The sequence below is a fragment of the Porphyromonas gulae DSM 15663 genome, from assembly GCF_000378065.1.
Lineage (GTDB): Bacteria > Bacteroidota > Bacteroidia > Bacteroidales > Porphyromonadaceae > Porphyromonas > Porphyromonas gulae.
In genome coordinates this window covers 54,064-66,749 of the sequence record NZ_KB899149.1, presented here as the reverse complement: position 1 = coordinate 66,749, position 12,686 = coordinate 54,064, and the positions used below count along the sequence as shown (strand labels likewise).

Below are 12,686 nucleotides of genomic sequence, written 5' to 3'. Positions count from 1 at the left end.
TATTGTGTGAGTTATGTTGGTCAACTTCACTTTTAAGAATTTCCGCTCATTCAGAGATGAAAAAACTTTGAGCATGGAAGCTTCTGCCATCAAAGAACTTTCCAAATCTGTCATTAGGAAAGGAGCTTACAAACTCCTTCCGGCAGCCGTTTTATACGGAGCCAATTCAAGTGGAAAAAGCAATGCTCTTTTTGCTTTGGCCAAAATGCGTAGCATCGTATTGGATTCGGTAAAATTGAACCCTCAGGATACGCTTCGTTTCGACCCGTTTATGTTGGATAGGGAATCTGCCCAAAAACCAACTTCTTTTGAAATACAATTTTTGAAAGACGGTGTAAAATACAGATATGGTTTCGAGTATGATAAAACCCGTATCATTAGTGAGTGGCTATATGAAAAGCAAGAAAAGGAGAGGGAGTTCAATTTGTTTCTTCGTGCCGGAAGCGAGTTCGAAATATCCAAGAAACGATTTCCGGAAGGTGATGGCAAAGCAGATGCTACGCTCGGGAATAGACTTTTTGTGTCCTTGTGTGCGCAGCTAAATGGAAAGAAATCATCTTCTATTTTGGACTGGTTTCAGCACTGCAATCTTATTTCGGGTGTAGAAAAACAGGGTTATGAAGGCTTTACCCTGAAAATGCTCAAAGAAAATCCGGAAGGATGTAATGAAGCCAAAGACTTCTTCCGTCGCACGCAGTTAGGATTCAAAGACTTGATCGTCACAGAGCAACCTCTTTCGAACGATGTACTCAAGGAAGTACCGGATGAACTGAAAGAATTCATATTGAAAGAATTCGATGGCCGAAGCGTATTAGAAATCAAAACTTCTCATTGGGTGTATGACCAAGACGGTAATCAGGTCGAGGAAAAAATTTTCGCCAAGGATGAAATGGAATCGGAAGGGACCAAGAAAGTCATAGAGCTTTCAGGCCCTTTATTCGACACATTGAAAGAAGGTTCTGTTTTGCTGGTAGACGAATTAGATGCCAAACTCCACCCCCTTTTGACCAGAAGTATTCTGAAGTTGTTTATGTCTCCGGAGACAAATCCCAACGGGGCACAGTTGATCTTTAATACTCACGACACAAATCTGCTGAAGGGCGATTATTTACGCCGTGATCAAATCTGGTTCACGGAAAAAGACAGGACAGAATCCTCCGATCTTTATTCATTGATAGAGTTTCGAGATACAGAAGGAATAAAAGTTCGTAAAGATCGGAGTTTTCAAAACGACTATATTAACGGACGTTATGGAGCTATCCCGTTCATTTTTTCAAGTGTAGAGCCATGGGACAACCGCCAAAAAGAGAAATAGAACGACTAAAACGTGAAAAGCGAGAAGCAAAAGCCGCAAAAAAACGCAAAAAGAATACTCGGGACATAATAGTCCGATTCTTGATTGTTTGTGAAGGACAAAAGACGGAACCCAACTATTTTAAGGCTTTGATTGGCAACCACTATTCGGAAGTTCGCGACGCAGAGGCAGAGGCAGAGATTAGGGGACAAGGTTGTTCTACTTGTGCATTAGTCGAACGAGCCAAAGAGATTCGGGATGATCTTGAAAAAGAACGTGAATTAGGCTTTGATCGGATTTGGGTTGTCTTTGATAAAGACGATTTTGATGATTTTAATCGAGCTATCGACCTTGCAAAAAGCTATGGTTTCGGATGCGCTTGGACAAACGAAGCTTTTGAATTGTGGTTCCTTCTCCATTTCCAATATCTGGATGTACCTATCAGCCGTGATGCTTACATTTCCAAACTTGAAAAGTTGATACAAAAGCGACTTAATGATAATTCTTTCCGATACAATAAGAATGATCCTTCCTTTTACAACATATTGAAAGACCATGGAGATGGAATTTTAGCAAAGGAATGTGCAAAAAGACTTCGTTCGAATCACAAGGATAAAGATTATGCCAATCACAACCCTTGCACAAGGGTCGATCTATTGGTTGAGGAATTGGAAAATCCTCTATCCGTATTAAAGAACAAATAAAGAGGGTGTAGATAACCAATCAAACGAATAGAAATGAAAAGGATTTTTACTGTAGCCCTTGTGCTACTTGCTTCGGTCACTATGGCCATCGGGCAAAGCCGCCCGGCACTTCGCGTAGATGCCAACTTCGTAGGCAGCAATCAGAGCATGAAAAGAGACGGGTATGTGTGGGATACCAAAATGAATGTCGGCTTGAGGGTCGGAGTAGCTGCCGAATTCAAGATTGGATCAGGTGGATTCTATTTGGCTCCCGGGCTGAACTATACGATGAAGGGCTCCAAAACCGAATGGGATATACCCGAAATGGAGCCTCAAATCAACTATATTACGAAGGTTTCCACTCGCTTGCACTATCTGCAACTGCCGATCAATGCCGGCATACGGTTCGACCTGATGAATGACATGGCTGTTTCGATCGAAGCGGGTCCTTTCCTCGCATACGGTATATATGGTACATATCGGCAGAAGTTTGAAGGTTGGAAGCCGAACAACTACAGCACAGATTTTTTTGGTCCTGCGATTGGTGGCCCAACGAATACCCGCTGGGACATCGGGGCAAACATCATAGCCGCATTCCACTATAAGCGTTATTATGTACAGATAGGTTATGAACATGGATTTGCGGATATTGTATCGGGTGGAGCTTCTGATATTCCCGGGTTGAAAGACAAGAGACAATCCTCTTCGACGACTGCACTGAGAGAAAAGGGGAATAACGAATACGCTTATAATCGTGACTTCTTCGTGGGTATTGGCTACCGCTTTTAGTCATTGCCGGTATCCGGTTTGGTGCCTCATGGGATCGTACTGCCTATCCCATGAGGCTCTTTCTTTTTTAGTACTGACTTGGATTGAGTGCATTATTCCCACTGCTTTCCCGGTCGTGCGCGTATAAAAAGGAGCAATCCGGCTCCCCTCGACAAACGAAATCGACCGAGAAGAAGGCCGAAGACGGCCATAGGATACCACAGGAAGCCGCAGGATGCAGTTCGATTCCCGGGTACAAACGGGCCGTTCTACCTTTGCATCGTCAGCAAAAAGGAACGAAAGCATGGATGGCCATCCGATAGCAACAAACCGAAGTGCCGACAGTATTATTTCATCAATCTATTAAACAACAAAAATTATTATGGCAGTTTCATTCAAAGTAAAAGAACGTAAAGTGATGATCAACGGACAGCTGGCGAAGATTCGATACGCCCAAACGCTGAAAACGGGAGATATGGATTTGTCCGAGATCTGCGATCTGACAAGCAAAATCTCCGCGGTGAGTGAGGGTGATGTCCGCTCTATCATCAATACGGTAACGGGTCTTGTCATCACCGGGCTCAAGCAAGGACGGGCTATCTCGTTGGGAGAATTGGGTCGCTTCCGGATCAGTCTCAGCTCCAAAGCCGCCAAAGAAGGAGAGGAGTTTACCGTGGAAAACATCCGCCGAGCGCGGGTGCTCTTCCTGCCCGGTGGCGATATTCGCCGCGCCTGTCGGCAGATTCGACTGAAAGGGATCAACCTGGTTCGTCCCGGAGAACAGCAAGGAGGTACTCCCACTGTTCCTGATTCTCCCGAGGGTGGCGGTGAGCAAGGCAGCGGAGGCGGCGGTCTCTAATCCTGATCCGTATTCCTCCTGTGTTCAAGCAGGGACGCGAATCTAATTGGAAGGCCGGAGACAGGGAAGTTGCTTTTGTCTCCGGCCTTTATCTTTCTATAATGAGTCTAATTTTTTCATCTATCAACATCCAAAACAATGAATACCATCAAATATATAGTCATCCACTGTTCGGCCACGAGATCCAATATGGCCTACACATCGCTTCAGCTCGATCGCGACCATCGGACACGAGGGTTTCGCTCGGCCGGTTATCACTTCTACATCCGTCGCAACGGGGATACGGAAGCATTACGACCGACGACAGAGCCGGGAGCACATGCCAAAGGGTACAACCTCTGCAGTATAGGTGTCTGCTATGAGGGAGGTCTCAATTCGGCGGCCAAGCCGGCCGATACGCGAACTCCGCAGCAGAAGGCTGCCCTGAGGCGTTTGCTGATGCAGCTGAGAAACCTGTACCCACAGGCAAGAATAGTCGGCCATCGCGACTTGAGCTACGATCGCAATCACGACGGGAGCATTACTCCCGACGAATGGATGAAGGCGTGCCCTTGTTTCGATGTACACGCAGAATACAGTCGGCTATGAAACGAAGGATAAGGATGCACCTCGCCTTGGCCGTTCTCTTGTGTTTGGTCGGGTTGTTACTGCTGTTCATCGGCTTCTTTGTCCCTCCTGTGGGGGAAATCGATTCGAGCGTGCTGATTGCTTACGGAGAAGTGAGCACCTTTGCAGGCAGTCTGCTCGGTATCGATTACCGTTACAGATATAAGTATAGCGGGTACGGGAAGAAGTCGGATCTGTAAGCTAGTCGGCTGACTGCTAGACTTTGACTTGTAGATGGTGAGAAGAGAGGGGGAGATCGGAGGGGGCGTCTATTCGTTGCTGCCGGTATCCCCTTCCGGTTTATAGGTGTTGGGGACTACTGTATGACCATGTGTAAAAAGGGAGTAGCCGCACTGGTCGCAGTAGCGAGCCTTGCGCCTGCGGATGCGTTTGTTGCAGCGCGGACAGCGGATGGGTGTGTCGAATGCGACCATGGAGTCGGCGCGATTGGATTTGGTCATCTCGGCCGAAATGATTCCCGTCGGTACGGCAATAATGGAATAACCCAGCAGCATCACTATCGTAGATACCAACTGACCGACGGCCGTGACGGGGGTAATATCGCCATAGCCTACGGTGGTCAGCGTGACGATAGCCCAGTAGATGGACTTGGGGATGCTGGAAAAATTGGGATTGACCCTCCCTTCGATCAGGTACATGACCGAGCCGAGAATGGTGACGAGCAGGAGAAGAAAAAGCATGAAGACCATAATCTTGGCCATACTGGCACGTATGGATCGCACGAGCATATCACCTGCGGAGACAAGGTTGTTCAGGCTCAGGATACGGAAGATCCTCAGCAGTCGAAGGATACGGAAGACCATCAATACCTGTGCTCCGCTATAGATAAGGCCTATATAGGAGGGAAGGATGGAGATGAGGTCTATGATGCCGTAAAAGGAAAGGATGTAACGCCACGGCTTATGAAGGCAGTAGATGCGCAGGATGTATTCGATGGTGAATACAATGGTGATAACCCACTCGCACCAAAGCAGAAAATCCCTCGTGCTATGGGACAGGCCTACGGTACTCTCGGCAGAAACGACAATGACGCTCAGAAGGATGAGGCATAGCAGGAGAATATCGAAGAGGCGTCCCGTGGGGGTATTCATGCCGAATATGATGGAGCGAACATGTGCCCGATCGGGCAGTTTGCTTGTGAGCCATTCTATCATCTTCATAAGCGTATCGCAGAATCAGGGGTGAGCGGGATCAGTCTTTTATCAAATCGGGGCGCAACCGCTTAGTCCGCTCCACAGCCTGTTCGAGACGCCATTTGGCGATATTGGCTTCATGTCCGCTGAGCAGAATGTCCGGCACTCGCCAACCTCTGTACTCGGCCGGGCGGGTATAGACCGGAGGAGCCAGCAGATTGTCCTGAAAGGTGTCGGACAGTGCGCTGCCGGCATCGTTCAGGACTCCGGGGATGAGCCGAGCGATGGCATCGGTCATCACGGCGGCGGCCAACTCTCCGCCGGTGAGCACGTAGTCGCCGATCGAAATCTCACGGGTGATCAAGTGTTCCCTGATACGATAGTCTATCCCCTTATAATGCCCGCAGAGGATAATCAAATTGGACAGGAGACTCAGCTCATTGGCTATCGGTTGGTCGAAACGCTCACCATCGGGAGAGGTAAATATCACCTCATCGTATTCTCTCTGGCTTTTCAGTTCGGTGATAATCCGGTCGATCGGTTCTATTTGCATCACCATGCCGGGCTCTCCACCGAATGGGTAGTCGTCCACACGTTTCCATTTATCAGTGGAATAGTCGCGAAGCTGGTGCAGCTTCAGTTCCAGCAGTCCTCTTTCCTGTGCCCTTCTGATGATCGAGCAGTTGAGCGTATTCTCGATCATTTCGGGCAGCACGGTGATTATATCAATGCGCATTATGGTGTTTATTCGTACTTATTTATAGACAAAACTACCATATTTATCCGTTTCCCCCGAAGGTATTCCCGTGTGACTGTCGCCTTCCCTCAGCTCTCCAAACGGAGGTATCCTTTTCTTTGTCCTATCTGCTCCCCCGGATTATTCTTACCTTTGCGGCCGAACGCTTCGGTTAGCAGCGGGCAAATGTGACTGTTACTATGAATAAAATCGTATCCAAAGAATACTTCTCGGCTAATGTGGTCAAGCTGGAAGTAGAGGCTCCTCGTATAGCCAAATCGCGAAGAGCAGGACATTTCGTAATCATCCGCGTTGGTGAGAAAGGCGAACGCATCCCCCTGACTATTGCACAGGCTGACGTAAAGCGCGGTACCATTACCTTAGTGGTTCAGGCCGTGGGAAAATCTTCCAAGAAATTGGCCGAGCTCGAAGTCGGCGACTATATCACGGATGTAGTAGGTCCGCTGGGACAGAGTACGCATATCGAAAAGGTCGGCACTGTGGTTTGCGCCGGTGGCGGTGTGGGCGTGGCTCCTTTGCTCCCGATCGTGGAGGCTTTCCACAAAGCAGGCAACCGCGTAATTGTCGTGTTGGCTGCCAGAACTAAAGATCTGGTTATCCTTGAAGAACAGATGCGAGCCAATAGCGATGAAGTGATCATCATGACCGACGATGGGTCTTACGGAACGAAAGGCCTCGTAACGGATGGAGTGGAAAGCGTTATCAAACGGGAAAAGGTAGACCTATGCGTTACGATCGGGCCCGCCGTGATGATGAAGTTCGTTTCTCTCCTGACCAAACGATACGAGATACCGACCATAGCTTCGCTCAATACGATTATGGTGGATGGTACCGGTATGTGTGGGGCGTGCCGCATAAGCGTGGGAGGACAGACGAAATTCGTCTGTGTCGATGGCCCTGAATTCGATGCACACCAAGTGGATTTCGATGAGATGATCATGCGTTTGGGCGCATACCGAGAGATGGAATAACCTTATTTTCTGCCTTATTGACATGACTACAGAAGAACTTATTCGACTGCGCCGCTCCGAGCCATGGAGAGAGGAGCTGCGCAACACGCTCAAAAATAAAGAACGCATGTCGCGTCCACGAGCTGAAATGCCCGAACTCGACCCTCTCTATCGTAGCTCCAAGATCAATGAAGAGGTCAATCGCGGTCTGTCTCGCGAAGCCGCTATGGCTGAAGCCTCTCGCTGTCTCGATTGTCCGCAACCGAGCTGCATGGAGGGTTGTCCCGTGAGTATCAATATCCCGACCTTTATCAAGCAGATAGAAGTAGGCGATATACTGGCTGCGGCATCTACTTTGCGAGAGACAAGCTCTTTGCCCGCGGTGTGCGGACGTGTTTGTCCGCAGGAGAAGCAGTGCGAAAGCCGCTGCATCTATACGAAGATGAACAAACCGGCTGTTGCCATCGGTTTCTTGGAACGCTTTGCCGCAGACTACGAACGCGAACAGGGCGCACTCAAAGTCCCCGAAATGGCTCCTCGCAACGGTATCAAAGTGGCTGTGATCGGAAGCGGTCCGGCCGGACTTTCTTTCTCCGGAGACATGGCCAAGTTGGGCTATGACGTGACCGTATTCGAAGCTCTGCACGAAATCGGAGGAGTGCTCAAGTACGGAATTCCCGAATTTCGTCTCCCGAATAGCATAGTCGATTCGGAGATCAATCTCCTCGAAGAGATGGGCGTACGTTTTGAAACGAATACGATTGTCGGCCGAACGATCGCGTACGATGACCTGCATGAAGCAGGATTTCGCGGTGTATTCGTAGGAAGTGGTGCCGGTCTGCCCAATTTCATGAATATCCCGGGCGAAAACCTTGTAGGTGTCATGTCCTCGAATGAATATCTGACGCGCGTCAATCTGATGCATGCGAGCCAAACCGATAGCGACACACCCGTTTTCAAGGGCAAGAATGTAGCTGTCATCGGGGGCGGCAATACGGCCATGGACTCCGTCCGTACGGCCAAACGCCTCGGAGCCGAGCGTGCCATGATCGTCTATCGACGCAGCGAAGAGGAAATGCCGGCAAGACTGGAAGAGGTGAAGCACGCCAAAGAGGAAGGAATAGAGTTCCTGACGCTGCACAATCCTATCGAATATATTGGTAATGAACGGGGTCGAGTAACTGCGATGCGCCTGCAAAAGATGGAGCTTGGCGAGCCGGATGCAGGTGGTCGTCGTCGTCCTGTTGCGATCACGGGGGCTATCGAGGAGATCCCCGTGGACGAGGTGATCGTAAGTATCGGAGTATCGCCCAATCCACTCGTTCCCCGAACTATTTCCGGTCTTGAAGTGACAAGCAAAGGAACCATCGTCGTCAATGAGAGCAATCAGACTGCTCTCCCCGATGTTTTTGCCGGTGGTGACATCGTTCGTGGCGGAGCCACTGTGATATTGGCGATGGGCGATGGACGGAAAGCAGCAGCAGCCATGCACGAATATCTGAAAGCGGAATCATAGCCATGACTCCGAGATGAAAGGGAGAAGATAGCTATGCGCTATGCCGAAGTCCTCATTCCCTTGGCTCTTGAGGGTAGTTTTCACTACCGATTGTCCGAGGAGTTGGCCGAGAAAGCCGTCGTGGGGATGCGTTGCGTAGTACCTTTCGGAGCCAAGCGATACTATACGGGGATTATCATCGGACTGTCCGACAAGCGTCCCAACCTGCAAATTTCATTCAAGGAGGTTCTCCTCCTGCCTGACGATAAGCCGTCAGTCACTGCCTCACAGCTGAGTCTGTGGCAGTGGCTGTCGGCTTATTACATATGTACGCAGGGAGAAGTACTCCGTGCTGCTCTGCCTGCGGCATTACTTCCTGAGAGTCGTACCGTCATCCATTATAATACGGACTTCGAAGCCGACAGCCGGCTTAGTCGCGATGAAGAGGAGCTGCTCGATATTTTGGAGTCGGCAAAAGAGCGAACCTACACGCTTGATGCCCTGCAAAAGGCTGTCGACAAACGAGCGATTCGCGCTTTTACCTCTCTGGTCGAGCGAGGGGCCATACGGCTGGAGGAAGAAGTAAAAAACCGGTACAAGGCCAAGACAGAAGCATTCGTTCGTCTGGCAGAGCCTTTCCGGACGGAAGAGGGTTTTGCCTCACTTCTGGATAGTTTGCATCGTGCTCCCAAGCAATCCGCCCTTTTGCTTCGCTGGGCAGAGCTGATAACAGAGCACTCCCTCCCATATTCCTCTCCCATACCGCAAAGGCTACTGGCGGAGTCCGAGCCTCATGCTACAGTTACCCTTTCCGCTCTGAAAAAGAAAGGAATCTTTCTGTCCGAATCTGTTACACACTCGGTCATGTATTCGGCCGGCGGAGGTGAGTACCGCCTGTGGGAGCAGCCCCAAGAGGAAGATAAAGCCATTCGATCGGAAGAGAGTTCTACAGACTCCGCAGTATCGGCTCCCCTGCCTCAAAAACCGCTCTCTCTCCTCTATACGCATGACTTTCGACGCAAAGAAAAACAACTCTTGGCTTGGACGGAAGCAGTTGTCCGTTCAGGAGGTCAAGTCCTGTACCTCTCTCCGGAAGCGAACAAACGAGCAGGAAGCGATACTCTGTCCACACGCATGGCCGAGAGACTGGGCAGTCGTTTGCTATCCTATCATGCCTTTGAAAGCGATGCCAAAAGGGTAGAAGTGTGGAACCGATTGGCCGCAACGGAAGATCCTTGTATGGTGCTCGGTGTTCGATCGGCTCTTTTCCTGCCATTCCGTCGTTTGCGATTGATCATAGTGGACGAGGAACAGGAATACCTCTACAAGCAGCAGGATCCTGCCCCCCGATTCCATACGCGACAAGTGGCAACTCGACTCGGCCGCCTGCATGAATGCCCCGTGGTACTGGCTTCGGCTACTCCTTCCGCCGAGGTGCTCCACCAAGTTCGCCACAAAGCCTGTGAACTGATTGCGTGGCCGGACGATTGGGTTCGCCCCCGATTCGATTTGGAAGTCATAGACATGGGCAAGATGCGCCGTCAAAGACAGGTCGGAGCAGGCGACCTGCTTTCTTTCCCCCTCGTCTCAGCGATTGAAGAGACGATTCGGCAAAAAAAAATGGCCGTCATCCTCCAAAATCGCAGAGGATTCGCTCCGTATATCATTTGCAGCTCTTGTGGGGAAAAGCTCCGTTGCATCCACTGCGACGTGAGTCTCACCTATCACAAGCATTCCGGTATGCTCGTCTGCCATTACTGCGGCTACAGCAGACCCCTTCCGCGCATCTGCCCCTCCTGCAAGGGGGCATCGGGAGCAGGAGGGCCGAGCAGCCTGCAACCCGTGGGGTATGGAGCTGAAAGAATAGAGGAAGAGCTTAAAAGACGTTTCCCTACCGCCTCCATCCTCAGAATGGACAGCGATATGGCCATGAGCCGGACGAAGATGGACGAGGCCCTGGCGCGTCTGGAGGCGAAAGAGGTGGATATACTTGTCGGCACCCAACTGATCAAGGGGCAACCCTATAACGAACATGTAGGCCTTGTAGCCGTCACCCAGCTGGACAGCATATTGGGTTTCCCGGATTTCCGCGCCTACGAGCGAGCTTATCAGCTGCTCTATCAGCTCATGCTTAGGAGCAGAGCCTCCCGTCTTTATGTACAAACGAACAATCCGGGCAACTCCTTTGCGGATTTATTGCGAGAAGGTGATTATAAGGCTTTTATCGGAGAACAACTGGAGGAGAGGCAAATGCTTTTCTTCCCTCCCTTTAGCCGGCTGATACGAATCGAGTTCCGAGCAGGCGAAGAGAATCTCGCGGAGCGAATCGCCTCCGACTATGCCGCCTCTTTGGCCGCCCATCTGCCGGAGTTGAGTCTCTCTCCCGTTTTGGTGCCCCCCATCTCCCGTCTTAGGAATGCATTCATTCGCGAATTGCTCCTTCGTCTTCCTCTCTCATTCTCCGTATCTGCAGCGCGCAATATACTCGATACCATTCGCACAGCACTTCAGACCCGCACTCAAGAATACAAGCGAGTGCGCATCCTATTCGATGTAGATCCGCTTTAGACAGCCTCCGGATCCTTCGGAGTCAGATCATTCGGGTGCACCGAGAGAAAGGCGAAGCCTGCTGATCAGATTGTTCCAGAAGTGCTCCATGTCGGCCACTTCTTCCGGAGCAATGTAGTCGATAACCTCCAAAGATTTCCCTCCGGTCAATTCCGAGTGATGGATGACAAATTCGAAACAGGCATTCTGATCCTGTTCTCTATGCCATTGGAAACGGATCCTTTCGCCCTCTCGCTGCTCGAGGACAGAAGCCTTCTCGCCACTATTCTTATCCCATTGGAAATAGAAGTCCCCGTTGTCTTCCAACCTCACATTGTAGGCAAACCATTCCGACAAACCATCCGGTGTACTCAGATAACGCCACAGACTACGTGTCGATACACGGTCGAAAATATACTCCAGCTGTAACTTATTCTTTTCCATAAACAAGTCGTCTCTGAAAAACAGAGGCCAATATAGCATTTTTCGCCGAAACAACAAAGGAACTTTGTTAAATTCTTTTCTCTTCCACTAACAAAACTATTCGTTCCGTCAGGGCATCTTCCGGATTTTTGTCGGGTTCGTAGCGAGTCTTCAGGCTAGCGCCATAAAAGCGGGCAAAGAGATTCCACCATCCGGCTTTCCATCCACCGAGAAAGGCCTTGAGCAATTGGTAGCTCGACTGCGCACACTGTCGGTCGATCAGCTTGATCAGGAGCTTGCCCTGTCGCAGAGTCAGCCGTTTCATTTCCGGCATATATTGCTGCTTCATCTCCTTTTCCATGCGCTTGAGATGCTTTTGTCTGCTTTTCTCATCGGGCATCGTCTCCATATATTCGTATGTTTCGATCAGAGTAGCAGCGATCATTTTGGCATAGGGCAAGGTTCGTTTTACGTCCCGAATCAGCCTCCAAAGCTCTTGTCTCTCCTGCGGTGTCAGCTGGCGCGACTTGTACTTCTTGTGTTTCACCCACACCTGGGGTAGAGCGATATCGTATACGGTGTCGCCCTTCTCCACGGTGACCACGGTTCCGTGCCGCAGCATGGAATCCGGTATCCCTAAGCGCGGCTCCTGAGTGTACAATCGGTTCAAAGCCAACAACTTCAAACCCAACAAAAGCAAGGCTTTTCTATACATGTCTCAAACTTACAAAAAAACGACTGAGACTGCTTATACAATCGCAGCAAAAAAAATACAATCGATTGATTTTCAAAATATTCTATACAAACCCACAACTCCGCATCCATCCCGATATTCTTTGTAGACCGTTTCCGGATATTTCCTCATTATCGCCAAAGAAATCCTTTTGACAATGGCCCTCTCTCCAATTATTTTGACTCCAAAAATTCCCTGTTCTATAGGCTCAAAAACGTGGCGCGGGAATTTTTTCGGTTTTGTTGGGGAAGTAAAAAATTCTCGTTAAGAATTAAAAATTTTTGGAACCACAGCGAAAAAATTCTCGCGCGTGTTTTCCCGAAAACACGAACCGTAATCGGGCCGATTCCGGCGCGATTTTTTCATTTAGTCATTTGAGGTAGGAGGATGTTTTGCGCCCATCGGTGACTGTCTTTG

General features: G+C 49.8%; 14 protein-coding genes and 1 pseudogene. 10 read left to right on the top strand and 5 right to left on the bottom strand.

Annotation, left to right across the window (positions count from 1 at the left end):
- Nucleotides 1-13: 13 nt before the first annotated feature.
- The 6 genes from F452_RS0101515 (at nt 14) to F452_RS0101490 (ending at nt 4,410) form a co-directional block, all read left to right on the top strand.
- The gene (locus F452_RS0101515; protein ID WP_018964500.1) at nt 14-1,315 is read left to right on the top strand and encodes an AAA family ATPase; all 1,302 of its coding nucleotides are present in this window, start codon (nt 14-16) and stop codon (nt 1,313-1,315) included.
- Nucleotides 1,288-1,998 (top strand): RloB family protein, encoded by a 711-nt coding sequence (locus F452_RS0101510; RefSeq protein WP_018964499.1) that lies wholly within the window; start codon nt 1,288-1,290, stop codon nt 1,996-1,998. The genes F452_RS0101515 and F452_RS0101510 overlap by 28 nt, the downstream gene beginning before the upstream one ends.
- A gap of 33 nt (nt 1,999-2,031) precedes the next feature.
- Nucleotides 2,032-2,766 carry an outer membrane beta-barrel protein gene (locus tag F452_RS0101505; protein WP_026292093.1) on the top strand — a complete coding sequence of 245 codons (735 nt, stop codon included), beginning with the start codon at nt 2,032-2,034 and terminating at the stop codon, nt 2,764-2,766.
- 361 nt (nt 2,767-3,127) lie between these two features.
- Nucleotides 3,128-3,604: an HU family DNA-binding protein gene (locus tag F452_RS0101500; RefSeq protein ID WP_018964497.1), complete on the top strand. Its 477-nt coding sequence runs from the start codon at nt 3,128-3,130 to the stop codon at nt 3,602-3,604.
- Between the two features lie 138 nt (nt 3,605-3,742).
- A complete protein-coding gene (locus F452_RS0101495; RefSeq protein WP_018964496.1) occupies nt 3,743-4,192 on the top strand; it encodes an N-acetylmuramoyl-L-alanine amidase in 450 nt (149 codons plus the stop codon).
- Entirely contained in the window at nt 4,189-4,410 is a 222-nt protein-coding gene (locus tag F452_RS0101490; protein WP_018964495.1) for a hypothetical protein, read from the top strand. The genes F452_RS0101495 and F452_RS0101490 overlap by 4 nt, the downstream gene beginning before the upstream one ends.
- Nucleotides 4,411-4,479: 69 nt before the next feature.
- On the opposite strand, the gene F452_RS0101485 is transcribed toward F452_RS0101490, so the two are convergent.
- Together F452_RS0101485 and trmD are read right to left on the bottom strand one after the other, a co-directional pair.
- The gene (locus tag F452_RS0101485) at nt 4,480-5,391 is read right to left on the bottom strand and encodes an ion transporter (protein ID WP_018964494.1); all 912 of its coding nucleotides are present in this window, start codon (nt 5,389-5,391) and stop codon (nt 4,480-4,482) included.
- A gap of 31 nt (nt 5,392-5,422) precedes the next feature.
- Nucleotides 5,423-6,100 carry a tRNA (guanosine(37)-N1)-methyltransferase TrmD gene (gene trmD / locus F452_RS0101480; RefSeq protein ID WP_018964493.1) on the bottom strand — a complete coding sequence of 226 codons (678 nt, stop codon included), beginning with the start codon at nt 6,098-6,100 and terminating at the stop codon, nt 5,423-5,425.
- A 200-nt stretch (nt 6,101-6,300) separates the two neighbouring features.
- Between trmD and F452_RS0101475 the strand changes: the two genes are divergently transcribed.
- Genes F452_RS0101475 through priA form a run of 3 tightly spaced genes read left to right on the top strand, consistent with a single transcriptional unit; the run spans nt 6,301 to nt 11,134 of the window.
- The gene (locus F452_RS0101475; RefSeq protein WP_018964492.1) at nt 6,301-7,092 is read left to right on the top strand and encodes a sulfide/dihydroorotate dehydrogenase-like FAD/NAD-binding protein; all 792 of its coding nucleotides are present in this window, start codon (nt 6,301-6,303) and stop codon (nt 7,090-7,092) included.
- A gap of 22 nt (nt 7,093-7,114) precedes the next feature.
- Complete coding sequence (gltA, locus tag F452_RS0101470; RefSeq protein ID WP_018964491.1) at nt 7,115-8,587, top strand: NADPH-dependent glutamate synthase; 1,473 nt, start codon at nt 7,115-7,117, stop codon at nt 8,585-8,587.
- Nucleotides 8,588-8,620: 33 nt separating this feature from the next.
- Nucleotides 8,621-11,134: a replication restart helicase PriA gene (gene priA / locus F452_RS0101465; protein WP_018964490.1), complete on the top strand. Its 2,514-nt coding sequence runs from the start codon at nt 8,621-8,623 to the stop codon at nt 11,132-11,134.
- A gap of 27 nt (nt 11,135-11,161) precedes the next feature.
- Here priA and F452_RS0101460 read toward each other — a convergent pair whose 3' ends face one another.
- The 3 genes and pseudogenes from F452_RS0101460 to F452_RS13180 form a co-directional block, all read right to left on the bottom strand.
- The gene (locus tag F452_RS0101460) at nt 11,162-11,557 is read right to left on the bottom strand and encodes an START-like domain-containing protein (RefSeq protein ID WP_026292092.1); all 396 of its coding nucleotides are present in this window, start codon (nt 11,555-11,557) and stop codon (nt 11,162-11,164) included.
- Between the two features lie 67 nt (nt 11,558-11,624).
- The gene (locus tag F452_RS0101455; RefSeq protein WP_018964488.1) at nt 11,625-12,251 is read right to left on the bottom strand and encodes a DUF4294 domain-containing protein; all 627 of its coding nucleotides are present in this window, start codon (nt 12,249-12,251) and stop codon (nt 11,625-11,627) included.
- A gap of 72 nt (nt 12,252-12,323) precedes the next feature.
- Nucleotides 12,324-12,533 (bottom strand): annotated as a pseudogene (locus tag F452_RS13180) (DUF1661 domain-containing protein); the annotation flags it as partial.
- 13 nt (nt 12,534-12,546) lie between these two features.
- On the opposite strand from F452_RS13180, the gene F452_RS13175 reads away from it, so the two are divergent.
- The gene (locus F452_RS13175) at nt 12,547-12,606 is read left to right on the top strand and encodes a DUF1661 domain-containing protein (RefSeq protein ID WP_152567046.1); all 60 of its coding nucleotides are present in this window, start codon (nt 12,547-12,549) and stop codon (nt 12,604-12,606) included.
- Nucleotides 12,607-12,686: the final 80 nt, after the last annotated feature.